The organism is Commensalibacter nepenthis, from assembly GCF_029953305.1.
Lineage (GTDB): Bacteria > Pseudomonadota > Alphaproteobacteria > Acetobacterales > Acetobacteraceae > Commensalibacter > Commensalibacter nepenthis.
Genome location: NZ_JASBAN010000001.1, coordinates 1,785,138 through 1,811,566 on the forward strand (window position 1 = coordinate 1,785,138; position 26,429 = coordinate 1,811,566).

Genomic DNA, 26,429 nt, shown 5'->3' on the forward strand with positions numbered 1-26,429 from the left:
TGAATTTACTCAACAGAAATCACACGATGTTGAACAACTTGACCAATTATGACTAAAACAGGGCTTTTCAGATTTGCTGTTTTTACTAATTGAGATAAATTCCCCAAAGTCCCAGTGATTACTTTTTGGTCGGGCAAAGTTCCTTTTTCAATAGCAGCAGCAGGGTAAGTTGAAGGCAGCCCTTTATGGATCAATTCTTGGCATAGCTGGCTTAATGTGCTGAGCCCCATATAAATAACCAATGTTTGTTGTTGGTTAATCATGCTTTCCCATGGTAAATCCAACCGTCCCTCATGTTGTGTGTGACCCGTCAGGATCAGGCATGATTGGGCGCAATCACGGTGGGTCAGGGGAATGCCACTATAGGCAGCACATCCATTAGCTGCCGAGATACCAGGAATAATTTTAAATGGTATTCCAGCCTCAACCAAAGCTTCAGCTTCTTCGCCACCACGACCGAAGATAAAGGGATCTCCGCCTTTTAATCGCAAGACCCGTTTGCCTTTCAAAGCATACTGGATCAAAAGTTGATTAATTTCTTGCTGTGGAAGGGTATGTTTCTTTTTCTGCTTTCCGACGTAAATTAATACAGCATCGCGGCGAATACGTTTTAAAATGTCTTCTGATAACAAATGGTCATACAAGATGATATCTGCGTTTTGCAAGCACTGCATTGCTTTTAAGGTTAATAAATCAGGATCGCCAGGACCCGCACCAACCAACCAGATTTCTCCCTTAATCGGTGTGTTTTGTTGAACAAGTTGTTCTAAATAGGTTAAAGCTCGGTCTTCTTGATGTTGCTCTATAAAAGAAGCACCTCGACCATCTAGGAAACGTTCCCATAAACGTTGACGTTCTTCTGTGATGGGCAAGCGTTTTTTAATCCAATGACGATGTCTGCCCATAAAACGAGCCAATTGCCCTGTGGTTTGACTGATGATAGGTTCGATGGATTCACGAATACGTCTACTAAGAACGGGGGCGGTTCCGCCTGTCGAAATTGCGATTTGAACTGGGTTTCTGTCAATAATAGCCGGTGTAATAAAACTCGATTGTTGGGGATTATCGACTGCACAAATAGGAATATTGCATTCCTGTGCCCATTGAGAAATTTGAGTATTATAGTCTTGATCGTCTGTTGCGGCGAAAATTAAACGGGCGCCGTGAATATGGTTTTGAAATTGCTCTTTATTTTCGATTTGCCCGTGGAATTGTACGCGATCTTGTTGTACAAGCTGTTGAATTTCTTTGCATAAGTGTTGTGCAAAAATTTCTATTTGAGCATTTTTATCCAATAAGAGTCGAATTTTTCTCGCTGCAATTTGTCCGCCGCCCACAATAATAAGGCGTGAACGATCAATGCGTAATGTAATAGGGAAATAAGAAAAAGGGGTAGAAACATCCATAATGTGATTATTTTACCTGATAAAATTGTAAAAATATAAATGCAGTCGATAAAATTGTTCATATCTTAATTTTATAGGTATTGAAAGGAAAGTTGTTTTTAAATAGTATAAAAGGCAATTTTTTGTTCGGGCAGTATATTTTCACAGTAAAAATATAAAACGACAAGAGAATGATCCGTCGACTACCTGTAACAAAAATGTTATGTATTTATAACGCTGTGCAAGTTTCTTTATTGTTTTTGTGTTTTCTGACGACTTGCCTCTTGTGATGATAAACGTTCTTTTGTAAAGTCAAAACTAAGTTTATATCATAATTTTCGTAAAGGTCAGGATGTTCGCTGATGAGACCCGATAAACAGGTTCGTTGTTTATTTTCCAACAGTGAATATACATATAGACCTTTATTTCCAGTTGTTTCTAAAAAGAAAAGATTAATTGTCCCATGTTTTTTTTAGAGTACATCTTATTATTTTACATAAAAAGCTCGCAATATGACCCCTCGTAATCGATCGCTACTTAATACGATTGCTTTTTTAACTGTTTTACTAGGTGCAATTATTTATACCATTATGCATGTGCGTGAGGACTTGATGGGTTCAGCACATGCATCGGCTTTGGCTTTTTTATTATTGGGCCTAGCATTAATTATTGCATTAGGGTTTGAATTTGTAAATGGCTTTCACGATACAGCCAACGCTGTTGCAACGGTAATTTACAGTAACTCATTGCCCCCGACTTTTGCTGTCATTTGGTCAGGAGTTTGGAATTTCATAGGCGTATTGTTGTCAAGTGGTGCCGTAGCCTATACGATTATTTCCTTGTTACCTATTGAATTAGTACTCAAAGTTGGCAGCGAAGCAGGATTTTCAATGATTTTCGCTTTGCTATTGGCGGCGGTTATTTGGAATTTGCTGACTTGGTTTTTTGGTATTCCGAATTCATCTTCACATACATTAATTGGTTCGATTCTTGGTGTTGGAATTATGAATCAGCTCTTGATGGGGGATGGTGTCTCTAGTGGGGTTGATTGGGGACAAGCCCTACAAGTCTTCAAAGCATTGATTTTCAGTCCTTTGGTTGGGTTTGCAATTGCATTTTTGGGGATGCAACTTTTAAGAATTTTATTACCGATTCCAACGCTTTATCAAGCCCCAAAAGATGGCAAAGCCCCACCTTGGCCGATGCGTTTGCTTTTGATTCTGACCTGCACTGGGGTCAGTTTCAGTCATGGTTCCAATGATGGGCAAAAGGGAATGGGGCTGATTATGTTAATTCTAATTGGCACGGTTCCAACTGCGTATGCATTAAATAGTACCGTTTCTTCGAAACAAGTTGAGGATTTTACTCAAAAAGCCATTGTCGTGGATAAAATTCTAGCTGAATATAGTTCGGATATTAAATTATCTTTGGACGAAAGTCATGCTGTTTTAACCAAAACAATCCAACAAAATCATCTGCTTCCTGAAACTGTTCCTGCGATGAGAACAATGTTGCAGGCAATCAGGGCTGACGTTGGCAATCGAACCACATTTAAAGAAGTACCGATCGAACACCAGACCAATTTAAGAAATAATTTATATCTCCTAGACCAAAATTTAGTTCATTTTACCCATTTAAAAGCTGACTTACCAAAAGCGGAAGAAGCTGTGATTAACGATTTCGAAAGTGATATTGTCAGTGCTATTCAGTTCATTCCCCCTTGGGTTAAAGTTGTTGTCGCAATCGCATTGGGATTGGGGACAATGGTAGGATGGAAACGCATTGTTGTCACGGTTGGTAAAAAAATTGGTAAACAAGAAATGAGTTACGGTCAAGGGGCTGTTGCTGAAACCGTGGCAATGACAATGATTCAAATGGGAAATCAATTTCATATGCCAATTAGTACAACCCACGTTGTGACGTCTGCGATTGCAGGAACTTCTGTTGGACGCGGAAACGGAATACAATGGAGTACAGTGCGCAATATGGCAATGGCATGGATTTTAACGTTACCCATTTCTATTTTGTTATCAGGCTGTTTATTTTGGATATTTTTAAGATTATTTTAACACTTAATGGGTTTTATTTAGTAAAGATAAGCGTAAGCTGTAAAACAGATTTCATGGCGAGGTCTGTTTTATTTTTTAATAGATTGCATGATTTGGAATAAAGTAAATGAAGTCAACAATTGGTTACCGGCTATCTGAAATTGAACAAGAGGCAATAGCAATTTTTTACCCTTGGATTTTTAAAGGATTTCAATGTTTCAAGCCTGAAACAGGTCATGAGCTAGCAATTACCAGTTTATTATTGGGGTTATGCGGTGGACATAAACCTTGGCAAGATGATCCTGTATTACGCGTCAATGCAATGGGCTTGTCTTTTCCCAATCCCGTTGGAATAGCGGCTGGATTTGATAAAAATGCCTTGGTGATTTCACCGTTGGCTCGACTGGGTTTTGGTGCAGTAGAGGTTGGCACGGTTACTCCTCGACCACAAATTGGGAATCCAAAACCGCGATTATTTCGTTTGATTGAAGATGGCGCCATTATTAATCGTATGGGGTTCAATAATGATGGGATTAATCGTATTGTTGCTCGACTAGAAAGAATGAGAGCTTCAAAAGGTTCATTGAAAACAACGGCGAATATTCCAGTTGGTGTCAATATTGGAATTAATAAAGTGGGGGCTGATCCTGAAAAAGATTATCCGTTTTTAGTTGGAAAAGTTCAGGATTATGCAGATTATATTGTTTTAAATCTTTCTTCTCCTAATACGCCTGGACTAAGGGATTTGCAGCATCCCTCTCGTTTACGTGGTATCTTGGCAGCGATCAAGGATCAATATCCGCATCACCCTCCGTTATTGGTTAAATTGGCTCCTGATCTTGAAGATAAAGAGGTTGAAGGAATTGTTGAAACCGTTATAGACGCTGGGGTTACAGGATTAATCTTAACCAATACAACCATTACACGCTCTGATGATTTACAAGGGGCTTTTCGTTATGAACCAGGTGGGTTGTCAGGTCGTCCAGTGCGTCAAAAAAGCACAGAAATGTTGGCTCGGGTTGCGCGCCTGTCCAAAAATCAATTAACCTTAATTGGATGTGGAGGCATTGAAACAGGCGCTGATGTAATTGATAAAATCATGCACGGTGCAGATTTTACCCAAGTTTATAGTGCGCTGATTTATGAAGGTCCTGGACTTGTGAGGCGTATTAAAAAAGAGATTGTCGAGATTTTAAACCGCGAAGGCATTCAAAACATTGTTCAATTAAAAGGGGTTGCTCTTTAGTTGTGAATGAATTTAAGTTTATTTTATGAGATGTTTCATAAAATGACTTGTTTCAAGAATAGCATTTTCAGGGCGTATTGTATCTAGATATTTTTTCATTGTGATGAGTTTATCTTTGGTTGATACGTTCAAAAAATGTACAAGACCTAGTTTTTTGTTTTGAGTAGGTAAGGAATGAGTTCCTGGTGCAATACGGTGTAAAAGTAACCAGTTTGCTAGTATTTCAATATCTATTTTTTTTAATTTAAATAAAATATAATTTGTAAAACGTTGATCGTAAAAATCATCATTATATCCTTGTTGCTTCATGAATCCATAGACTGATTTAATAATTATATTAAATAGAGGCAATGCTAACTCTAGATTTCGAAAAAACATGGCACCAGCGGAAAAACCTCGTCCATATGGATTAAAGGGGACATTATCTTCTTTCATCAAACGCCAGCCATACCAATAGCCTCCAGATTCAGGATGACCTTCATCTATTCTTCCTTCTTTACAAGCGAGGATCAGTGAGCTGTCGATATTATCGATAAAAAGGGTGTCCAGTGGTGCATTACAGACAATATCTGTGTCTAGGTATAAGATAGGTTGCGCTTGTTGGAGTATAGGATGATTGATTCGATATCTTGCCATAACCCAATCTAGTGTATCTGTTGCGGGGGTAATGGTTATAATATGAAGTTTATTTTTTAATTCTAAGTCTAGTAGTTTATTTTCAAGAAACTCTTTGGTTTCTGTGGCGGTGAATATAACGATATCATGTTTCCATTTTCCAAATTCAATTAATGATTGTATGGCTGTGTATACGCACTCAAAGATTTCACTTTTACCAAAAGCACAAAAATAAATTAAAGGGCGATAAAGCTTAAAAGAGGCAACTTTCCAAGAATCATGAATGATATTAAATTCTTTAATACCATGAATATCAGTATTAGGATACGCTTCTAATATTTCTTGATCATCGACTGTAATATTTCCTAGTAACCATATACCTTTTGATGAATCTCTTTGAGGTTGAATAACTTCATTGCTTCCTAATATCACCCATTGAGAGTTAAGAATATGATCAAACCATTTTTGTTTATGTTGCATGATACTATCTTTAATAAATGTAATATCCTAAAGGTATATATATACCTTTAGGATATTATGGTTTACGGAGTGGCAGGACCTTTAATAATTTGTGCAAGGTCTTTTGGACGAACGTAGGTTTGGAATGCTTTTTGAATCTCAGTGGCGGTTGCTTTGTAATAGGCTTCGGCTGCGACATGAGACGTATTCAAAGGTAATCCCAAACTAGTATAGGTTAAATAGCGACTGGCAATGCCATCAATGCTTGCTTCTTGCAAAGGGATACTGCGTAACAAAGAGGCTTTTGCCAGTTGTAATTCGTCATCTGTCACAGGGGCAGTCTGCATCGCAGTCAAATCTTTTAAGGCAGCTTTGCGAGCCAAGGCGACTTTGTTCGGATCAGCACCAAAACTAATGCTGTATGCTCCTCTGGTTTGAGACCAGCTAAAATCACTATTGACATTATAAACATAGCCTGTTTTGACGCGTAAATCTTTGTAAAAACGCCCTGCAAAACCACCACTTAAAACCTCATTGCCAAGGTTTAATAAATAATGATCGGGGTGATGCACATCCAGTCCGATGCTTTCCACTAAGGCAACACTATTTTGCACAGCGCTTTTATCTGGGACATGTACATCAGAGCTTTTGCTATTGGGACGTGTAGGCATGTTTAAATCAGGTTTTGGTCCTTCGGCTTTCCATTGACCAAAATATTTCTCGACAGTTGCTTTTGCTTGTTCAGGGGTAATGTTACCAGCCACAACAATTGTCGTCAGATCAGGTCTAAAAGATTTTTTATAAAACTCGTTTAAATCTTGTAGGGTCAATTTCATAACTTCTTGAGGGTTTGCTTGGCGCAAACTGAGGTCATTAGGTGGGTTGATGGCTTTGGTAATGGCTCGACTGAAATGATAGCCAGGGGATTGGTATAGTCCAACCAAAGATTGTGAGGTTTGTTGTTTCACAATATCAAAGAATTTTTGATCGAAAGCAGGATTTAACTCATTATCAGCAAGTAATTGCACACCACGATCAAAATCTGGGGTTAATACAGATAATGAAAAATCACTTCCAGCACTGACATCCGCAGCAATATCATCGACAGCTTTTCTGAAAGCCAAGCGATCGAGCGTTTTGGTGCCATATTTGAACATATCATCGGTAATACCCGCAATGCCCTCTTTTCCTTTTCCTTCTTGGAGGCTGGGGTTTTGACGAATTTGCCCGAATATACTGATTGTGTTGCTGACATGGATGGGCTGGACGATTAAACGTATCCCATTGCTGAGCATTATATCACTAGGCGCAGCACTTTCTTTGGGAATATTGAGTTTTTTAAGAGCAGATTCTGCCCATTCAGGCAGTTTAACGGGTTTGTTTGGCACAGAAGCAAAGGATTCCGCACCCCCATATCCTTTGTTTGAAATGGGCTTTCCTGAATTTTCAGGGGTTAAAATGGCAGTAATGGCTTCATCAGGATTTAGGATTTGTTTGGCTAGTGTATTAACTTGCTCTGGTGTGACGGCTTGATAAGCCGCGACCATTTCATTTGGATCATTTAACCCTTGGAATGCCAATGCTGTTGACCAAGAGCTGGCCAATCCTGTGATACTATTGGCAGAAAACGCAAGGCTGGCAATTTCTTTACGCTTTGCGGCTTCAACCAACTCAGGGGCAACCCCATGCTCGTGAATATTTTGAAGGATTTGTTTTACTTCATTTAAAACTGGCTTGTAATCTTGCCCTTTTGGAAACGCCGCAATTGCAACCCCAAAACCAACCTCTCCTTTGGGAACATACTCAAAATCCGCCATTAAGGCTTTGCCTTGAGGAACCAACCCATATAAAGCCCCACGCTGGCTGGAAATAACATCACTTAAAATATCTGCTACGGCAAAATTCTGTGATTTTTCACCAGGCATACGCCATGCAATTGTAACCAAACTGGTTGGAAAATCGGTAGGATACGTTAAGGTTTGTGCTTTGATGGGTTTTAGAGTGATCGGCTTGGTTTTTGGAATATCTTTGCGTGGGATAGAGCCAAAATCTTTTTCGACTTGTGCAAGAGCTTGACTAGGATCAACATCCCCAGAAATCACGAGGATGGCATTATTGGGCGCATAATATGTTTCGTAAAATTTACGTAGCATTGCCACAGTCGTTTTATTAAAAGAGGGACGAGTTCCCAGGGCATCATGTTCATAAGGCGTGCCATCGAACATAATTTTTTGAAGCTCTGAAACATATTTATAAATAGGATTGGATAAGTCTCTTGAAACTTCTTGTTCAATAGCCCCGCGTTCTTTTTCCCAATCCGCAGCGTTGAGGCTAAGCCCCCCCATACGTAATGCTTCGATTTTTAACATAATGTTTAAATCTTCAGCAGGGGCAGTATAGTAATATTGGGTTACATTTTCAGTGGTAAAGGCATTATAACTGCCTCCTAATTGTGCGCCGAGAACAGCAAGTTGGTCTTTGTCTAGCCCTGTGCTGCCACGGAACATCATATGTTCCAAGGCATGTGCGGTGCCAGGAAATCCAGCAGGGGCTTGATTAGAACCAACAAGATAGCTGATTTGAGCCGTTACAACAGGAGCCAGAGGGTCTTTGACAACGATGACACGCAATCCATTTCTCAGCGTTTTCCGTACAACATCTTGTTTAATCAATACCGAGGATTTTACAGGATGGGTTGCGATATTTTGTGCAGATGCGTTTTGAGTAAAGGAAATGCCACCCATTAACGGGGTTGATGCTAGTAAAGCAAGAGAAAATGTTGCTGTACCAAATGTAAATTTCATCGTTATTTTTATCCTATTTTATAAAAATGTCCCTTAGCAGGTTAGTAGAAAAAACAGATTTAGTAAAATATATATCGATGAGAATAATGAAAAAATCGGTGTGATGTTGAAAATATTGACGATTTTAATGTCTGATTGGCTGCTTTGAAACCAGTTTGTTAGGCCACAAATATTGCCCAGCACCATCAGTTCTTTGAATTGTCCCATCAATACGTTCCCAATCATCCTTTGCATAGGATCCAGTCAGGAAACAAGGTTATTCACAGGTTTTTATCGGTAAGCCACTGGTGAAGATCGCATTGGCACTACTAGGGTTTACAAGGGGTAACATCATGCAACAAACAAAAAAGCGAAGTATTTTGAATGTCGTATTATTTACCCACTTAAGAAAAGATAAAAGGGAGAGCCCCTTTATATCTTTGAGTTCATTACTCGTCTGCGCTGTCAGAATTTAAATTAATGTAATTTTCCAGACCCATACGTTTAATCAGGTCAAATTGTTTGTCGATAAAGTCGATATGTTCTTCTTCTGCATCAAGGATAGAAAGGAATAAATCACGAGTGACGAAATCACGAACAGATTCACAATAAGCAATCCCTTCACGAAGGTCTTTGGTTGCTTTTTGTTCCATTGCAAGATCAGATTTCAACATTTCCTCGACGTTTTCACCAATTTGAATGGTGTTTAAACGTTGCATGTTGGGTAAACCATCTAGCATCAAAATTCTTTCGATAATTTCATCAGCATGTTTCATTTCTTCAATGGATTCGACATATTCTTTTTTCCCTAATTTGGTAACACCCCAATGGTTCAATGTGCGAGAATGAAGAAAATATTGATTAATGGCCGTTAATTCATTGGTTAATTGAATATTTAAATATTCGATAACTTTTTTGTCTTTGATCATTTGGTTTCTCTTAGAATGTTATAATTTATTATATTTTGTTTCTTGAGGATGATGACATCCTTGGGGCTGATCTTACCACTTTTATTGTCATAAGTAAAAAGCATAAACACTCCTAAAATTGTTTTTTTATATTTTTAATAAAAAACACTGGACAAATTAATTGAGAATGGTTATTAATATCATTATTAACAACTTTGTTGTCTTGGGGCATTTTGGCAATGTATATTTGTTCATGTAGAGCTTTAACGGATAAGGATGTTGGTAACGCAATTCGGAGCGGTGCAGATCGCCCCAGTGCGGTTTATGAATCTTGTGGATGCAAACCTGATTGTGGTCGGTGTGTTAACCGGATTGTTAATATGCTTAAAGAACACAAGGCAGACCCTGTCTTGGCATAGATTTGTATATTTTGTTTCTTGAACTTATTCAGCTCGTTTGTAATGAACGAGCTTTTTTTTGTTTTGTTGACAGCGATTATTGAAAAATCTTTTTACCTTGTTAAGATTTCCTACTATGACTAGAATAGCTTAGAAACAGAGGATAGAGTAAGTTTATGGCACAAAATACAGATAATGTATTGGTTCAAATTGATTTTTGGATATTGGATACTATTTTTCAACCCATTGCCAATCGTCTTCCAGGTGAAAAGATGAATATACGCCTTGGGATGAATCTGTTGTTGGGTTCAGTTATTTTTTCTTTTGCATTTTTATTAATGCCATTATTCTTTTTTAATGTTGGATTCTTTAATTCGACCTATAATTTGATGTCTTGTATTATGGTCATCTGTTTTTATATGTTTGTCTATCGACATCAAGATATGGTCAGAGAGGGTTTTATGAATCCTTTACGATATCATCTCTTTGGGATCAGGATTATTTCGATTCCATTTACATTATATGGTATCTATATTTGGTTATCATCGGGCAGTATGATCGGTCGATTCACCATGTTATATTGTATCAGTAATATTTTATCAGTATGTGGGTTATATTTGATTTCTTGTAATATAAATCCACCCAAGAAAAAAGAAGAACATAAAGTCGCTTTTGCTGATAATCCTTTTTCTTAAACTGTAATAATGCCCTGTTTAGCAATAATAATCAGGGCATCGTTTATATTAGTGATGAGATCTTTCATATTCCGCAATGCGTTGTTCGGCTAATTCTCGCCAAGGGACATTCTTAGGAGCAGTTTCTAGAGCTTTACGGAATAAATTGACGCTGTCCTTAGAAATTTTTCCTTCTGCTTGGGTTTGGATTTCGGCAATTTGTGCAGCAAGATTGGGATCAAACTGTTGGTTTAGTGCTTCTTTCCATGCTTGGGCTGCTGCTGATAAATTGCCACGAGAAGCCTCAACTTTACCTAAGAGTAAATATCCTTCTATCCTTTTGGGGTCGGTTATGGATAAATTGTATAGTTTCACTTTTAATTGCTCGATATAAGGCGCAACTTTTTGGTTCATCTCTTGTTGTTCTGCTAATCTTGGAGCCAAAGGTGCAGCAGGTAACGAGGGACTAGCATTTATCAAATATAAACCCATTGCTGCCAAAGGAATACAGCATAATCCTAAACCAGTAACAATCACGCTGCTTTTGGGTGTGATGGATTGAATGGCAGATGATGCAACAGAAGAATCTGTTTTCAATAATCTTCTTTGGATTTCCAGTTGTGCTTGTTTATATTCCGATTCTAGAATAAATTCGTTTTTTAAATCGTTTGTCAGCTCTTTTAATTGAGATTGATAAACACGCAAAGCAGATTGCTGCGTACTGATTGTGGCAGGGGTTTTGCATAAAGCAATCCAACAGGGAACTAAGCAAAGCAGGCTAAAAAGAATAATCACTGTCCATAACATCGTTGTTTACTCTTTCATTAACTTGGCAAGGCGTTGCCGCTCTTCTTTACTCAGTTCTGTGGTCACTGTATTTTTGTTTTTACGCAAGGTTACAAAAGCAATCATACATCCTATTCCCAAAGCCAATATAGGCATAAACCATAACAGAGCTGTTGTGAACGTAAAGGGTGGTTTGAGGCGGATAAAATTCCCATAATGGTCGACCATCCATTGCATGACTTGTGAATCGGTATCTCCTGCAACAATGCGTTGTCGGACGACTTTACGTAAATCTTTGGCAAGATCGGCGCTGCTATCTTCGATACTCTCATTTTGGCAAACCAAACATCGTAATTGTGAACCCAGATGTTGCGCTCTTTGTTCTTGTTGAGTGTTTTTAAGCATTTCATCTGGGCTATCAATACCAAAGGAAAGATGTGGTGTTGATAGACCAATGCAAAATAGAAATAAAATGGTTAAATAACGCATGGGAACGATGCTTTATTGCAAAAGAGATAAAAGAGTTTGAGTAGAAGTAACCGTCAATGGTTTGGGATAATGCCATTTGATAATGCCACCAGGCATAACAAGGAAACTTTCTGGAACACCCGAAAGCCCCCAATCAATACTGATATTGCCTTCGGGGTCTTGACCGATCCGTTGATAAGGGTTGCCATTCCGTTGTAAAAAGCCAGAAACCGCATCGGGTTTGTCTTTATACGCAATCCCCCAAATTCCAATATGGCTGGAAAGTTGTTGTAAAACGCCCATTTCTCTTAAACAAGGAATACACCAAGAGGCAAAAAAATTAATCAAAATAGGTTTGGTTTGTTGTTGTAGCTCTTGCTGATTGAACCCAGTTGATGGCGGTTGACTGGCTACTGAAAAAGAGGGGATGGGTTTGTTGATTACTGGAATATTAATTTCTCGTGGATCAAAATTACCTTTGCGTAATCCCGATAGCATTGAGAAAAAACCTCCACCTGCAACCGCAGCGGTGGCAAAAGGAAGTGACCATAATAAACGACGACGGGTTATCTGTTTCATATCATGCTTCCTTTATTTTTTTTCGTTGGGCAGGAGTGCCAATTCTGAAACGTCGGTCAGTTAGCGTAATAAAACCACCCATTGCCATGATGAATCCTCCAAGCCATATCCAAGGAGCTAAGGGATTATAGTGCAGACGTAGTACGAATAAAGGGGTTGGCTGGGTGCTATTTTTGCTATCGCCAAGAACAGCATATAAATCAGATAGAAAATTCGTATGAATGGCTACGTCGGTAACGACTTGCTTTTGACGATCAAAATAATGGCGGGCAGGGAACAACCATGTGATGACTTTTCCATTTTTAGATACTCTGATGACTGCCTCTGTGGCGATGAAATTCGCTTCTTGTCGATCTGCAATATTGGTTAATGTCCAATCATATCCAGCAAGATGGATCGTGGTATTGATAGGCACCTCAACGATTTTTTGTTGGCTGGCAGCCATTCCAACGATACCTAAGACAGTAATAGCAACGCCAATATGAGCAATGTTAGTGGCATAAAAAGCTTGGGGTAATCCAACCATTCTTTTCATTGAATTGTTCAGAGATGTTTTAAAAAGGGCTATATGCTTGATAAAGTCTGAACATGAACTGAGAATAATCCAGATACTTAATCCAGTTGCAAGTGAGGGGAAAATTTGATGAAGATAGATAAACGCAATGACGATGGAAATAATGGATAAGCATGCAGCAATACTTAATGTTTTAACTGTTTGTTGAATATTGCCTTTTTTAAAGGCAATGACAGGACCAATCGCCATGACAAGGAATAAAAAGAGTGCAATGGGAATAAGTGCATTATCAAAAAAAGGTTTACCAACCGATAAGGTTTGTCCATTAATCAGCTGCACAAAAGGAGGGTAAAGTGTTCCTGTTAATACAACCGCTGCCATAGTGCATAACAGGATATTGTTCAAAACGATTGAACCTTCACGGGAAAAAAATGTAAAGATTCCTGTAGAGGTCAAAGTCGGGGCACGCCATGCAAAGAGTAATAAAGCCCCACCGCTAATCACGCCCAGTAAAAGTAAAATAAAGACCCCTCTGGCTGGATCGGATGCAAAAGCATGCACTGAGTTTAAAATACCAGAACGAACTAAGAACGTGCCACTTAATGAGAGAGAGAATGTCCCAATAGCCAATAAAATAGTCCAGATTTTAAGGGCTTCTCTTTTTTCCACGACTAAGGCTGAATGTAACAAAGCTGTTCCCGTCAGCCATGGCAATAAAGAGGCATTTTCGACAGGATCCCAAAACCAATAGCCTCCCCAACCGAGCACATAATAAGACCACCAAGAACCCAAGGCAATTCCGCATGTGAGTAATGCCCAAGCTAAGACTGTCCAAGGACGAACCCATCGCCCCCATGCGGCATCGACTTTTCCTTCTAATAATGCAGCAACAGCAAAAGCAAAAGGAACTGCAAACCCAACATAGCCCATATAAAGAATAGGAGGATGAAAGGCTAAACCTGGATCTTGTAACAAAGGATTCATGCCTTGCCCATCTAGAGGAGCAGGTGATACACGTAAAAAAGGATTAGAAGTCATTAAGCAAAAAAGTTCAAATCCAGCAGCACTTCCCCCCATAATAGCAATTACTTTGGCGCGAAGAGATAGGGGGAGGTGATGGCTATATGCAGAGACAATGGCTCCAAAGAGTGCAAGAATAAAAGCCCAGAGTAAAATAGACCCTTCGTGATTTCCCCAAACCCCTGTAATTTTATAAAGTAAAGGCTTGTCCGCAGCACTATTTTGCAAAATATTCAAAACAGAAAAATCATCTGTGACCGCAGCGGTGATTAAACACGCAAACGCTAAAGCCAAAGCCAAAAATTGCCCCCACGCCAAGGGTGAAGCCAAAGCCATCAAACGGTTATTTTTTACCTTGGCACCCATCAAAGGAATGATACATTGCGCTCCTGCCAAGCAGCAAGCGAGTGCCAAAGTAAAATGACCAAATTCTGGGCTAAGTATTTTTGAGATCACAGTATTTGTCCAGAGTGTATTTTAAAATAATTTTTATTTTATCTTCTCTAACAAAAGCTATTTTAAAAGGGAATAATGAAATTGTGAATATAGTTAAACTTACAGACATTTTGAATTGTTAAAGTAAGCTTAACTTTATTGAAAAAATTGGTTCATTTATTTGATTATTTGGGTTTAGTCATATGATCCCATGTTGCAGCATCAGGAGGAGGACCATATTTAGGATCCCATTTTCCGCTTTTACGCAAAGCTTCGGCAACTTCTTTGGGCATATAGGTTTCATCATGCTTAGCAAGCACTTCGTTAGCCGTAAAAATATTGTTATTATCCAATGTTCCAATAGCAATTACACTTTGCCCTTCACGAAATAAATCTGGTAAAATGCCTGTATAATGGACTTCAATGGCGGCCTGTCCATCCGTGATTTTAAATTGTGCAGTCGGGGTTTGGTCTTGGTGGGAATAGTGCAAGGAATTTGCTAGTACCATTCCGCCCAATCGGATCGTTGTGCCTTTTTCGGTGGGATGGTTAATCAGTTGTGAAGGGGCTTTGAAATAAACCAGATTACTTGAAAATGCAGAAAGAATTAAAACCATAGCGATGGCAAAAGAAGCCATAGATCCCAGAATAATCCATAATCTTTTCGTTTTACGTTTCATGGCTGCTGATTATTTTGAATTTGAATAAGTTTTTTTTGAACGCGTTTTAACCTTGTCCAAGAGTGAAAGGATAAGACACTAAGAGAGAGAACGGTAATACCGTAAGCAGCAATAAGATAAGGTAAATGGGTCACGATTTAAATGGCCTATTCATTTAATAAATAATGGCGGACTTGACGTTCAAGAATAGCAGCACGTAATTGCATACAAACCAAAGCAATAAAGCCCAAAACAAATCCCACAAAACAAAAAATAAGGGGCCACATCATGGAAAGGCTCATTGCTGGTGCATGTGTTATACTAAATGTGCTAGGTTGGTGCAAAGTATGCCACCAATTAACACTAAATTTAATAATAGGTAAATCAAAAACACCAACTAGGGCTAAAATAGCGGCTGCTTTATAGCCTTTTTGTTGATTATCAAAAGCATGTAACAAGGTAATATGCCCAAGATATAAAAAGAACAAAACTAACACCGAGGTTAATCGGGCATCCCATACCCACCAAGTCCCCCACATTGGCTTGCCCCACAAAGAGCCTGTAATTAAGCAAAGTGCTGTAATGACGGCACCAATGGGTCCAATTTCACCTGCGGCTAAATCTGCCAAAGGATGCTTCCAAATCAAAGAGCATAAAGCACAAAGAGCCAGCGCAAAATATCCCCCACTAGCCAGAATTGCCATAGGAACGTGAATATACATAATTCTGACGCTGTCTCCTTGCTGCCAATCCGCAGGGGAAAAGCATAACCCCCAGACCATTCCGATCGCAAGGAAGATAATAGCCGATATTATAACCCATGGTTGTATTTTGCTGGCAAAACGTAAAAATGTTCCAGGGTTAGCAAAACGATGAATATTAAAAGGTGACTGGTTCTGTGGGGAAGGTGATGTATTTGTCATTCGGAAGAGATTAAATAAAAGAAAGATAATCATACTATTACAAGTGAATGTATTTTTTTTCAATTTTAAAAGTAGAAAGATTTATTTTACTGTGCATAATTAAGAAAGTTTTAATTGTAATATTATTAAGGTGAGGAATCTAAAATGTTATTTGTCATTATGTGCACCGATAAACCCGATAGTAATGAATTGAGAATGGCAGTTCGTCCGCAACATCTCGCATATTTAAAAACATACGAAAAATATATTAAAGTTTGCGGTCCTTTGCTGAATAAAGATGAAAAAAGCTGTGGCTCTTTGATTATGATCGAAATGCAAGATCGTGCAGCAGCAGAAGGGTTCGCAGTCAGTGATCCATATACCAAAGCGGGGCTTTTTGAAAGTGTTGTGATTAGACCGATGAAAATGATTGGATATGACGGAAAAATGTTGACAACATAGTTATTCTTAAAGCTGAATGTGTAATGTAATATTATTAAATACATATATATATAAAGGATAAATTCGGCTTCAATTTTATACAATCTAGATGGTAATTCACAAGTTCAAACGACAAAAGTTCCTGTTGATTTGACAAACGTTCATGATGTGAAATTTATTCGTAAATCCCCAACAGGGGAGGGGCTTTTGGTAACGGTAAGTTAAAACGCAATCAAGTATTTATCGTTATTATAACAATGGAAATGTCGCAAACTTCGGAACCATTCCGAACCTTACAAACACTAATTCAGAGGCTGAGAGTAAACAATCAACAGCGTCAACATTCTCTATTGATGGGTATTATTATGTTTCGTTATAAACGAACTTGAAACAAGATGCTCCAGGATATATTCGAATCACGAAATTGAATTCAGATGGGCAATCGGTTGCACAATATGCTTATGGTATCGATCACCCTGCAATGATTAATGTTAAGCATGATGGTGTTGCTGAAATATTGGTAATAAATAATAATCAGTTATTGATTTTGGAACGAGGATATATTTCAAATCAAAGTAATACAACAACAGGAATTAATTCTGATGCCAGAATTTATGAAATTAATTTGCAAGATGCTCATAATATTTTTGGGGGGTGCAAATATAGATCAAACAAATATGCAATTGATTCCAAAAAATCTTGTTTGTGATTTAAAGAATTTACATATTGGTCAAGTTGAAAATTCTCAAACGCAAAGATTAAATAATATTGCTAGCATGAGTTTAGGACCGACCTTATCTGATGGCAGGCGTTCGGTTGTTTTTGCGTCAGATACTCCAAATACAGTTAGCCCAGAAAATACAAAATTAGTTAGTTTTGCGCTTGATACAACATCAAGCAATTTACAATTACATTATATTAATCAAATTGGATTGCCTTTTGATTGTCAATACACAGATCCTAACGGAATAACATATCGTATCGGTGGTTTATCAGGAATTGATTATGATCCAAAAACAGATACTTATTTGGTTGAATCTGATCATCAGACAATAGACGGTGCTTCTCTGGGATATTCGGTAATGTTTCGTGTTAAATTGAACAGGTTAACTGATAAAAATGAGCACCCAACAATCGAGTTTTTAAGCGCGCAGCCATTGGTTAATGAAAAAGGTAATCCCATATCCGATGCTGAATCCATTCGTCTTGACCCGAATGGTAATGGTTTTTGGTATACAACAGAAGAGAAACCTGCAGGGATATACCATTATCATCAAGAAGGTTCAGTAACCAAGATTGCCGTGCCAGATAATATTACGACGCGTGCTCAAGATAATTTAAGTCTAGAAGGATCTAGTTTTGCGCCTGATGGATCATATTATGTTTCAATGGAGCGTAATTTAACCGGTGATGCAACTGGATATTCCAGAATTATGAAATATGATGCGAATGGAAATATCGTGGCACAATATGCGTATTATACGGATCGCCCTTCTACGATTGGTGCAACCAGTAATGGAATTTCCGAGATTCTGTCTTTGGATAATAACACACTTTTAATTATGGAAAGAGGCGATAATAAAAATCAAACAGGTGTTACAGAAGGGGCATCAAGAAACCGTGTACGTATTTATAAAGTTAGTTTAATAAATGCGCAGAATGTTTTGGATATAGATTATTTGGCTGCAAATAATACTAAATTACTGGATAAGACTAAAATTTTTGACTCTCAGGACTCTTCTATCGTGGATAAATTAAATACGAATGAGACAAAAATTGATAATATCGAAGGAATGACATTAGGACCAAAATTGCCCGATGGTCGGCAATCTTTAATATTGGTGTCAGATAACAATTTTAATCAGTCTCAATATAAAACTCAGTTTATTAGTCTGGTTTTAGATGATGGCGATGCTTGTTTTTGACTGGCACTTTTATTTGTGCGCAAAATGGAATGGTGAGGGTTGAAGATATAATTCCAGAGAATTTGATATATAGTCTTAGGCATCGAAATATATGGTAATTACGTCAAGTTACATGGGTGGGTAAATAAAAGGGCACAGTTGCTCCATATAAGTTACCCTTTACTGTTCAAACGGTTCCTTTAATGTCTAGGACTTATCGTCCGTGTGATGCATTTAGATCTTTTGTCGATAATTGTTATACTTTAAGTATTTTAGTCGGAAAAATTTGTTTACATCATCAGGATCAAGAACAAAATATTGATATCCATTTATCAAAGCGAGAATTGTCAGGATGGTTGCCCTTATCTGAATTAAGTGCCAGATAGATATCAGGAAATGCGTTTCTTCCTTTACAACCTATAGATACAACGGGAAAAATCTTTTTATCCATTCAGATTGTAGAGGCAGGTTCTTATTTTGTCGAAGATTAAAGAATGTGCTGGTGCATATTTTGCGAAAAATCAATGGTCTGTTATTGTAAATAGATGATATGCGTTGAAAGAGGAATATTCACGATAATAAGAATTATTCCTCTAACAGGCTAAGCGTCAAATCAATATTGAGTTGTTGCAATATCTCTATAATAATCGTTTTTATATTAGTGATATTGCCACCATTGATGGTTAAAATTATTTTGCCACTTACATGATATAAATTGAAATGCCCACCCCATTTCAATATTTCTTTATTGAACGCTTGGGTTTTATGAATGCAACAGATGGAATAAGACGTTACATCAAAGGCATGAAAAGTTGTGGTTGTATTGATTTTACTCGCTAAGTGGGCAAAGAAATGATCGGGTAATGGGCTGCTGATTATTAATTGATATTCGTCACTCATTGATGTATCAAAACTCCCTTGTATCTTCTGCCCATGGGATCAGTTTCGTTGTGGCTATCGTCACAGTTCCCCATAAACATATGGTCATCAAAGATAATAAAAATAAAGCGGCGAACATTAGGTCGGTTTGAAATCGGCTATTCGCATTTTGCATTAAAAATCCAAGTCCTGAAGAGGCACCCACCCATTCCCCAACCACTGCACCAATCGGGGCAATTGCTGCGGCAATGCGCAGTCCTGAAGCAAATGAAGGCAATGCAGCAGGAATACGGATATATAATAACTGCCGCAAGGGGGAAGCGTTCATTGTTTTTCCTAACTCTATCCATCCTGTCGGGGTTCGGGTTAAACCATCAAAAAAGGCGGAAGTGACTGGAAAGAAAATCATAATCATCGCCATGACCACTTTCGAACTAACCCCGAAACCGAACCATAATACCAATAAGGGAGCAAGCGCAAAGGTTGGAATGGATTGGCTTATCAAAATGATTGGCATTAACCATTGTCTTATAAAAGGAATGAGGCTCATCATTAACGCCAAAATCATTCCTAACCCACATCCTAAAATGAGACCCAAGATTGTTTCATTAAAGGTAATAAAAGCAGCATTCCACAATAATGCTTGGTTGTCTTTAAAAGCGATAAATACAGAGTATGGAGACGGTAATAAATAAGGGGGGATATGAAGGAATAAATGTATGCCTTGCCATAAAAGGAACAAGCCAATGATTAAGATAGGAATACGGAAATAAATTGGAAGAGAGGGCATTATAGTGCGCTTTTTTCTATTAGGAAAGCGAGTAAATTGGCTTGGGCTTGTTGCACATGTAAATTATCTGGATGACGAGGGATAGCCCCTTCAATAGATGGTATATAATGAATTTGTGCAGGATTGCCAACGAGGATTTGGATATTTTCACCCAATCGACAGGCTTCAAAAGGGTCATGTGTAATTAAGATGACTGTTTTTCCTTGTAGTAATTGTGCTGTATAATCCTGCATTTTACTACGGGTGACACTGTCCAATGCTGAAAACGGTTCATCCATTAGTATAATGGAACGATTTTCGTATAAAGTTCTGGCAAGGGCAGCACGTTGGCGCATTCCCCCAGATAGTTGAGAAGGATATTGATGGACTGCTTTGGTTAACCCTACTTGTTCTAAAATATGTAGTGCTTTGTTTTTATCTGGTTTTTCATTGCGTAATTTGCTGCCTAACATTACATTTTTTATGATCGTAGCCCAAGGCATCAGCAAATCTTGTTGTGCCATATAGCTAATTTGTGAATTTAACGAGGTTAATGGCTCGCAAGTAATCTTACCTTTGGTGATTGGTAATAGACCAGCAATCATTTTTAATAAACTACTTTTCCCTACACCACTTGCACCAAGGAGAATATTGAACGCACCTCCTTGAAACGATGTATTTAATCTGGAAAATATCGGTTCGTTGCGATAATTGAGTGTTAAGTCACGAATATGAATGGTTGGCGATGGGTTTGACACGGCAATGACTTGTTTGAAGAAGAGGTTGCAAAGGGACGGGTAATGCGTGGAGGAAAAGCAAGTTCTTCGTCCATTCCCCGTTGTAAAGAAAGATTGGGGTTATAAAAAGGATCATAATTGCATATAGATTTCCATTTATTACGAATTGAGAGGATTTCTTGCCGTTCTTTGCCAGCGCGTTGACCTGTATAATGATTGCCCAAAGAAAGAGATTCATAGTGAATAAGTTCAGCCTGTTGGCACTGAATTATGCGATAGGTTGCTTTTTGTAATTTTAAGCAAAAATCTATATCATTATAAGCAATTTCATACTCTTCATCAAATCCTTGTACTTGGTCATACGCTGTTTTACGAATTAACATGCAAGCTCCTGTAACGGCGGACACATCATGGTCATGAGTTAACGTAAACCGATTAGAGTGCTGAAAACGCCCTGCATGTTCGCATAAATTAGCGGCTCCCATAATGATTCCAGCATGTTGGATTTGCCCATTCGGATAATAGAGTTTTGCCCCAACAGCACCTACATCTTGATCTTGCATATGTCCCATCATGGAATTCAGCCATTGTGCAGTTTTAGGGCGAATATCGTCATTTACGATGGCGAAAAAATTATGTTTTGTGTGCTGAATGCCAAAATTACAGCTTTGTGAAAAATTAAACTGATTTGTTTTTAACCAGACCACGCGTAAGTTTGTATGTTTCAGTAATGGGCGTAAATAATGAAGCTGTGCACGAGTTAAAAAAGTTGGTTGTGAAATCACTAATATAAGTTCAAAATTCGGATAATTCGTTTCATTGAGAATACTTAAAATTGAATTGCGAATTATTTTGGATGAAATTGTTGTTGGAATAATCAAGCTGACAGGATGATGGTTTGATAATAAATTTATTTTCAAAGGAAAAATATTGTCTTTTACGTGTCCCGTCCATTGCCGAGATGAGATATCGTTTCTAACACTCTGTTGCATCTCTTGGATCGCTTGTGAATCAGGAACAATATGGCGATGGCTTAGGATAAAAGGCACATGATGGATCGAAGATCGTTTCTTCCAAAGATACAACGCCAAGGCAAGACGATGTGTATAGGCAGAATAATAATGGATTGGATAGTTTTGTTGAAAAGACTCAAAAATATCTTGACGAAACAACCAAATATCTTGGGTAAGGATACCTGATATCAAGGTTAAATATCCAATATTGGGTTTAAAGAGCGGACTTGCCCTGTGGTGATGTTGATCGAACATATCAGAATCTGCATAAAGTGCTTGTGGAAAATTTGCTCGTGCAGCTTGATCGGCGAAAATAGCCAAAGCATGATCTGACAAGACCTCACCATTTTGTAAAATAGCAACGTAAGAATGCGTTGCTTTCTTTGGTGTCGTCCATTGTTGGTTTAAAGATATATTTGTTTGTGAGTTATGATGATCGTCAGCATTATATATTATTGAATGAATAACAGGCCATTCTTTATAAAACGGACTTTGATATAAAGTTTCCTTTTCTTTATCTCCCCAACAATCATATAAATCACACCAATCCTTATAGGATAAATTAATTTTTGAGTGGTTATAGTGATGTTGAATGGCGGTGCGTAACCGTTTTTTAAGATGAATAGGGGATCCAATCAGTGTTTTTAAGATTTTTTTTGGATTGCTGAACGCCAGCAAGCTACCTGCAAGCAATCGGGATAAAGGAATAATTGTAACGACAATCTTCGTAGAAATATTCTGTTTGCTTTGAAGAGAACTTATTTTCACTTTGTCACTATGTTTCGGTATATATATAATCCCCATTATCCAATGTTGTAGAAAACAGAAGTAATGTTGCAAATAATGCGTTTCTTCCCATTCTTGGCTGTCATGGTGATGGATAGAAATCACATAGGGAAGCTGTTTATTCTCCTTATGAAGCACTTTAAAAAGCACTAAGCACCATCGGTTTTCATACGCTGTGATTAAAGGTTGTTTAATAAGATCGGACATTGGGTGCGGCATAGGAGTTCTTTGTAAGCAAATAAAACTATGTAAGTTTTCGATTTGTGACGATATTCTTTAAATAATCCAAATATTTTCAGAATAGAGTATAATTTAAAAGATTGGTTTGTAAAATGGGTATAAAAATAATTTGGTTTATGAATACATAACACTATATAAAATAGTATTTTAATCGCATTTAAAAATTTAATTTACTTAAAAATATTGTAATAAATTATTAGGAGCATTATAGTATGTATAATTAGCTGGGCGATTGTCGTTTTAAATAGGTAAATCATAAGAAAATGAGTAAATATTATTATGGATATAAAAACACCATAGCGCTACTTTTAATTGGTGGTGGTGTAACGTGTTTGCACGATTCTGGGTACAGTGCGACCCCGCAAACGAATATTTCTCATAGTACGATGGATGCAACCGACCAAGCAAAAGCCTTGTCTCATTTGCAAAAGGTGGATATTGGACAAGGATGGATTGCGTGTGAAAAGACAGTTTCATCATGTTCCCCGTGGAACGCGGTGAAAGTGATCAATATTGATCCATACCAAGATATTCACTATCAAATAGGTAAATTATCAGTTACTTTTTCCAAGGGACGACCAACCTTTTCTGTGAATAAAAATGAGCTGGTTATTTCTTTGGGGGGAATGTTTCAATATGATGTGGGTGCTTTTGTTGGCGCTAATCCCAAAGGAAATGGTCCGTCAATGAATAGCATCCGCAGTCATCTTAGGCGTGGACGTTTTATTGTCAGTGCAAAATACAAAGATTTCGTTGTAACCGTGACCCCTGATCTGGGAACCTCTGGCACACAAAATGATTCTCTGTTTGAGGCGTCCTTAAGATACCAAGGATTTCGTCATACCTCCATTGATATTGGGTTATTACAACCTCGTGTTACGATGGAAGATGCCGAGGGGTCTAATTTCTTTGAGTTTGTTGAACGCCCCATGGTAATTGATTTGGTTCGTAATATCGCTTCGGCAAATGCACGTCTATCTTTTGGGGGAACGCATTGGGAAAAAAGATATATTGTCGCAGCTTATGTAACAGGACCACGTTATGGACCCTTTAAAAATTTCCAAAATAATCAAATTGGTGGTGTATTTAGGCTGGCAGGACGACCCGTTATCACCAATGATATAGATTTACATGTAGGCGTTTCTGGATCTTTTGCGTTTCACGGGGAAAATCGACAATATTCGATGAATACAGGGCAAGAGGCACAGATATGGCTTACGCGTCCTTACATAAAGACCAGAACGATGGATGGGGTGAATAGTATTTGGAGCGTTGGTCCCCAAATCGCCTTGCGGTACAAGCGGTTTTTATTAATGTCCGAATATTATTCTATCCATATACAAAGATCAGCAGTAAATGGTCAAAATGCTCCAAATTTGAATTTTCCTGGATGGTATGTCAGTGCCAATTACACGTTATTTGGGCAACCTCGGCTTTACGAAGCACAAAGAGGTGTATTTATCACGCCAATAGGTCCCACTTTTAACCCAGCAGCAGGATATTGGGGGGCTTTGGAGTGGTCTGCACGTTGGAGTGTGATGGATTTAAATAGCCATAAATTTTGGTATGGCTCTAACAATAAATTATTTGGTGTCAATGGTGGCAAACAGACCGTATGGTCGACGGGGTTCAATTGGTATCCATCTTCTCAGGTAAAAATAATGTTAGATTATAATCATATTCAAGCGTCATCTTCGTTAAAAAATGAGTATAACCCCAGAGGGCGCAACAGTAATCTCGTTATTTCAAGGCTACAATATAATTTTTAAGCTTCTTTTACACATTATTTCAAAATTAATGTGTAAAATTTCTTAAATTACCTGACCGAAATGTTACTTTAACTTTCACCATATTCATACATAAGATTATTTTTCATAGTTTGATTCTCTGATATTCGTTAATTAATTAATCTATATATTTAATAATATGGTGTGTGATATGTGTATAAATAAAATAAATTACAGCAAAATTAATAGCTTTATTGTACCATATAGCATTGTTTTCAGTGTTGCTGTGTGTTTTACAAGTTTTTCTTCAGTAAGTGGAGCCGCTAGCACGAAGACTATTACCCAATCAGAGCAAATGCCTGACGATAAACAGCTTGCAAAATTAGGCGAGCAAAAGACAGATTTTGGACAAGGGTGGTATATTTGTTCAGAAACTGAAAAAACTTGCACAATGTGGAATGCAATTAAAATTGTTAATGTCGACCCTTACAAGAACATTAAATATCGTATAGGCAGCTTAAATTTAACATTTCCAAAAGGTCGCCCAACTTTAACATCCCAAGATAAACGTTTAAAAATCACTTTGGGGATGATTATTAACTATGATATTGGCGGGTTTATTGGTCCTGATAATAAATATGGACAAGATGTTTCAGGATCTCGGGGCTATATACGTCGTGGGCGTTTTAGTTTGGGCGTGCAATATGATGATTTTTTGTTAACTGTTAGTCCTGACTTTGGTGAGTTTTTTAGAGATACATATAATTTATATGAAGCGAACTTAGCATATAAAGGTTTTAAAAACACAATCATTAGCATTGGTTTATTCCAACCAAGATCGTCAATGGAGGATGCAGAGAGTTCAACTGGCTATGAATTCATGGAACGACCAGCCATTGTTGATGTGGTACGTAATATTGCTGGGGGTGAGCCAAGATTGTCTTTTGGTGCTCAACATTTTGGTAAAAGATATCTGATTAGTGCTTATGTTACGGGGCAACGATTAGGCAAAGCATTTCAACAAAATTTCCAAAATAATCAGATCGGTGGTGTTTTCAGAGCCGCTGTGCATCCTCTTTCTACACGTGATCTTGATTTACATGTCGGACTTTCAAGCTCTTTTGCTTTGCATGGCGATAATAAAAAATATGGAATAAGTGCCAGGCAAGATGCTCAATTATGGTTAAGTAAACAATATATTCGTACGGGTACATTAAACGGGGTTGATAATGTATGGGCGATTGGACCAGAAGTGGCATTTCGTTGGAAAAGACTTGTATTACAATCAGAATTTTATAATGTTCATTTAGGGCGTAATTCAAGCCAGGCAGAGTACAGACCGAATTTTAATTTCAAAGGATGGTATATTTTATCTTCTTATACTATTTTTGGTCAACCGCGTTCATACAATAACGCACGTGCTATTTTTAATCCGCCAACAGGGTCATATTTCAATCCAGCGGCAGGTCAATGGGGGGCTTTGGAATGGGGTACACGGTTCAGCCAAATGGATTTGGATGATCGTGTGCATAGTTACAGCTCAACAGGAAAGTTCCAAGGCGTTCAAGGGGGTAAGCAAACGATTATCACGACAGGATTTAATTGGTATCCATCAACACATATGCGTATCATGCTTGAATATCATCATGTGCATGCGACGGGATCTAAAGGAAATAAATATAATTTATATGGTCGCAGCAGCGATTTTATTACATCAAGATTACAATTTACGTTTTAATTTTTTAATGATACGCTTTTGCAAGCTGGTCAGGCGTTTGTTGTGATAATGCAAAATTGTACAGTTTTAAATAATCTGGCGATCAATATGTGGTAAGCATCAAAAACCATTCTGAGATTTCAAAGGCAATAAATGATTTCTGTAATGACCAACATATTATGTGTAAGAATTGCTCGTATTGTTTACAGTGATATTCCATATCACTGTAAACAACGCGATCAATTCCTACATGTAATGTTATGATATTCAGCTTTTCTAGGCTTTGCTCATGAATGGATGCTGAGCATAAAAAATAGAAATATTAAATAAAAGCGAT

25 protein-coding genes are annotated in these 26,429 nt (G+C 37.8%); 10 read left to right on the top strand and 15 right to left on the bottom strand.

The window, feature by feature from the left end; all coding sequences use genetic code 11:
• Positions 1 to 5: 5 nt before the first annotated feature.
• Positions 6 to 1,409 carry a siroheme synthase CysG gene (gene cysG, locus QJV33_RS08420; RefSeq protein WP_408869673.1) on the bottom strand — a complete coding sequence of 468 codons (1,404 nt, stop codon included), beginning with the start codon at positions 1,407 to 1,409 and terminating at the stop codon, positions 6 to 8.
• Positions 1,410 to 1,897: 488 nt separating this feature from the next.
• Here cysG and QJV33_RS08425 point away from each other — a divergent pair, with 488 nt between their 5' ends.
• Complete coding sequence (locus tag QJV33_RS08425; protein WP_281462907.1) at positions 1,898 to 3,454, top strand: inorganic phosphate transporter; 1,557 nt, start codon at positions 1,898 to 1,900, stop codon at positions 3,452 to 3,454.
• 106 nt (positions 3,455 to 3,560) lie between these two features.
• Complete coding sequence (locus tag QJV33_RS08430) at positions 3,561 to 4,679, top strand: quinone-dependent dihydroorotate dehydrogenase (RefSeq protein WP_281462908.1); 1,119 nt, start codon at positions 3,561 to 3,563, stop codon at positions 4,677 to 4,679.
• Positions 4,680 to 4,697: 18 nt separating this feature from the next.
• Here QJV33_RS08430 and QJV33_RS08435 read toward each other — a convergent pair whose 3' ends face one another.
• From QJV33_RS08435 to bfr, 3 genes are all read right to left on the bottom strand, one after another.
• Positions 4,698 to 5,774, bottom strand: a complete 1,077-nt coding sequence (locus tag QJV33_RS08435; RefSeq protein ID WP_281462909.1) for a glycosyltransferase — start codon at positions 5,772 to 5,774, stop codon at positions 4,698 to 4,700.
• Positions 5,775 to 5,836: 62 nt separating this feature from the next.
• Complete coding sequence (locus QJV33_RS08440; protein ID WP_281462910.1) at positions 5,837 to 8,557, bottom strand: M16 family metallopeptidase; 2,721 nt, start codon at positions 8,555 to 8,557, stop codon at positions 5,837 to 5,839.
• Positions 8,558 to 8,985: 428 nt separating this feature from the next.
• A complete protein-coding gene (gene bfr, locus QJV33_RS08445; RefSeq protein WP_281462911.1) occupies positions 8,986 to 9,465 on the bottom strand; it encodes a bacterioferritin in 480 nt (159 codons plus the stop codon).
• Positions 9,466 to 9,683: 218 nt separating this feature from the next.
• Between bfr and QJV33_RS08450 the strand changes: the two genes are divergently transcribed.
• Positions 9,684 to 9,863 carry a (2Fe-2S)-binding protein gene (locus QJV33_RS08450; protein WP_281462912.1) on the top strand — a complete coding sequence of 60 codons (180 nt, stop codon included), beginning with the start codon at positions 9,684 to 9,686 and terminating at the stop codon, positions 9,861 to 9,863.
• A gap of 155 nt (positions 9,864 to 10,018) precedes the next feature.
• On the top strand, positions 10,019 to 10,537 hold the full coding sequence (locus QJV33_RS08455) for a hypothetical protein (RefSeq protein ID WP_281462913.1): 519 nt from the start codon (positions 10,019 to 10,021) through the stop codon (positions 10,535 to 10,537).
• Between the two features lie 48 nt (positions 10,538 to 10,585).
• On the opposite strand, the gene ccmI is transcribed toward QJV33_RS08455, so the two are convergent.
• The 7 genes from ccmI to QJV33_RS08490 all read right to left on the bottom strand — a co-directional run bounded on the left by ccmI (position 10,586) and on the right by QJV33_RS08490 (position 15,900).
• Complete coding sequence (ccmI, locus tag QJV33_RS08460; RefSeq protein ID WP_281462914.1) at positions 10,586 to 11,323, bottom strand: c-type cytochrome biogenesis protein CcmI; 738 nt, start codon at positions 11,321 to 11,323, stop codon at positions 10,586 to 10,588.
• 6 nt (positions 11,324 to 11,329) lie between these two features.
• Complete coding sequence (locus QJV33_RS08465) at positions 11,330 to 11,791, bottom strand: cytochrome c-type biogenesis protein (RefSeq protein WP_281462915.1); 462 nt, start codon at positions 11,789 to 11,791, stop codon at positions 11,330 to 11,332.
• A 12-nt stretch (positions 11,792 to 11,803) separates the two neighbouring features.
• Positions 11,804 to 12,349, bottom strand: a complete 546-nt coding sequence (locus tag QJV33_RS08470; protein ID WP_281462916.1) for a redoxin family protein — start codon at positions 12,347 to 12,349, stop codon at positions 11,804 to 11,806.
• 1 nt (position 12,350) lies between these two features.
• The gene (locus tag QJV33_RS08475) at positions 12,351 to 14,327 is read right to left on the bottom strand and encodes a heme lyase CcmF/NrfE family subunit (protein ID WP_281463407.1); all 1,977 of its coding nucleotides are present in this window, start codon (positions 14,325 to 14,327) and stop codon (positions 12,351 to 12,353) included.
• 176 nt (positions 14,328 to 14,503) lie between these two features.
• Positions 14,504 to 14,998 (bottom strand): cytochrome c maturation protein CcmE, encoded by a 495-nt coding sequence (gene ccmE / locus QJV33_RS08480; RefSeq protein WP_281462917.1) that lies wholly within the window; start codon positions 14,996 to 14,998, stop codon positions 14,504 to 14,506.
• The gene (gene ccmD, locus QJV33_RS08485; RefSeq protein WP_281462918.1) at positions 14,995 to 15,132 is read right to left on the bottom strand and encodes a heme exporter protein CcmD; all 138 of its coding nucleotides are present in this window, start codon (positions 15,130 to 15,132) and stop codon (positions 14,995 to 14,997) included. Before ccmD ends, ccmE begins: the two co-directional genes overlap by 4 nt.
• Positions 15,133 to 15,144: 12 nt before the next feature.
• Positions 15,145 to 15,900 carry a heme ABC transporter permease gene (locus tag QJV33_RS08490; protein WP_281462919.1) on the bottom strand — a complete coding sequence of 252 codons (756 nt, stop codon included), beginning with the start codon at positions 15,898 to 15,900 and terminating at the stop codon, positions 15,145 to 15,147.
• Between the two features lie 144 nt (positions 15,901 to 16,044).
• Here QJV33_RS08490 and QJV33_RS08495 point away from each other — a divergent pair, with 144 nt between their 5' ends.
• The 4 genes from QJV33_RS08495 to QJV33_RS08510 all read left to right on the top strand — a co-directional run bounded on the left by QJV33_RS08495 (position 16,045) and on the right by QJV33_RS08510 (position 18,610).
• Positions 16,045 to 16,341, top strand: coding sequence for a YciI family protein (locus QJV33_RS08495; RefSeq protein ID WP_281462920.1), 297 nt, complete (start codon positions 16,045 to 16,047; stop codon positions 16,339 to 16,341).
• Positions 16,342 to 16,705: 364 nt separating this feature from the next.
• Entirely contained in the window at positions 16,706 to 17,029 is a 324-nt protein-coding gene (locus QJV33_RS08500; RefSeq protein ID WP_281462921.1) for an esterase-like activity of phytase family protein, read from the top strand.
• Complete coding sequence (locus QJV33_RS08505) at positions 16,998 to 18,245, top strand: esterase-like activity of phytase family protein (RefSeq protein ID WP_281462922.1); 1,248 nt, start codon at positions 16,998 to 17,000, stop codon at positions 18,243 to 18,245. Before QJV33_RS08500 ends, QJV33_RS08505 begins: the two co-directional genes overlap by 32 nt.
• A 182-nt stretch (positions 18,246 to 18,427) precedes the next feature.
• Complete coding sequence (locus QJV33_RS08510) at positions 18,428 to 18,610, top strand: hypothetical protein (protein ID WP_281462923.1); 183 nt, start codon at positions 18,428 to 18,430, stop codon at positions 18,608 to 18,610.
• 199 nt (positions 18,611 to 18,809) lie between these two features.
• Here QJV33_RS08510 and QJV33_RS08515 read toward each other — a convergent pair whose 3' ends face one another.
• The 4 genes from QJV33_RS08515 to QJV33_RS08530 are packed head-to-tail and all read right to left on the bottom strand — an operon-like array spanning position 18,810 to position 22,615.
• On the bottom strand, positions 18,810 to 19,124 hold the full coding sequence (locus tag QJV33_RS08515; RefSeq protein ID WP_281462924.1) for a hypothetical protein: 315 nt from the start codon (positions 19,122 to 19,124) through the stop codon (positions 18,810 to 18,812).
• Between the two features lie 7 nt (positions 19,125 to 19,131).
• Positions 19,132 to 19,893: an ABC transporter permease gene (locus tag QJV33_RS08520; RefSeq protein ID WP_281462925.1), complete on the bottom strand. Its 762-nt coding sequence runs from the start codon at positions 19,891 to 19,893 to the stop codon at positions 19,132 to 19,134.
• Entirely contained in the window at positions 19,893 to 20,630 is a 738-nt protein-coding gene (locus tag QJV33_RS08525; RefSeq protein WP_281462926.1) for an ABC transporter ATP-binding protein, read from the bottom strand. The genes QJV33_RS08520 and QJV33_RS08525 overlap by 1 nt, the downstream gene beginning before the upstream one ends.
• Entirely contained in the window at positions 20,591 to 22,615 is a 2,025-nt protein-coding gene (locus tag QJV33_RS08530) for a glycosyltransferase (RefSeq protein WP_281462927.1), read from the bottom strand. Before QJV33_RS08530 ends, QJV33_RS08525 begins: the two co-directional genes overlap by 40 nt.
• Positions 22,616 to 22,911: 296 nt before the next feature.
• Here QJV33_RS08530 and QJV33_RS08535 point away from each other — a divergent pair, with 296 nt between their 5' ends.
• Positions 22,912 to 24,417 (top strand): OprO/OprP family phosphate-selective porin, encoded by a 1,506-nt coding sequence (locus tag QJV33_RS08535; protein ID WP_281462928.1) that lies wholly within the window; start codon positions 22,912 to 22,914, stop codon positions 24,415 to 24,417.
• Between the two features lie 169 nt (positions 24,418 to 24,586).
• Positions 24,587 to 26,113 (top strand): OprO/OprP family phosphate-selective porin, encoded by a 1,527-nt coding sequence (locus tag QJV33_RS08540; protein ID WP_281462929.1) that lies wholly within the window; start codon positions 24,587 to 24,589, stop codon positions 26,111 to 26,113.
• Positions 26,114 to 26,429: the final 316 nt, after the last annotated feature.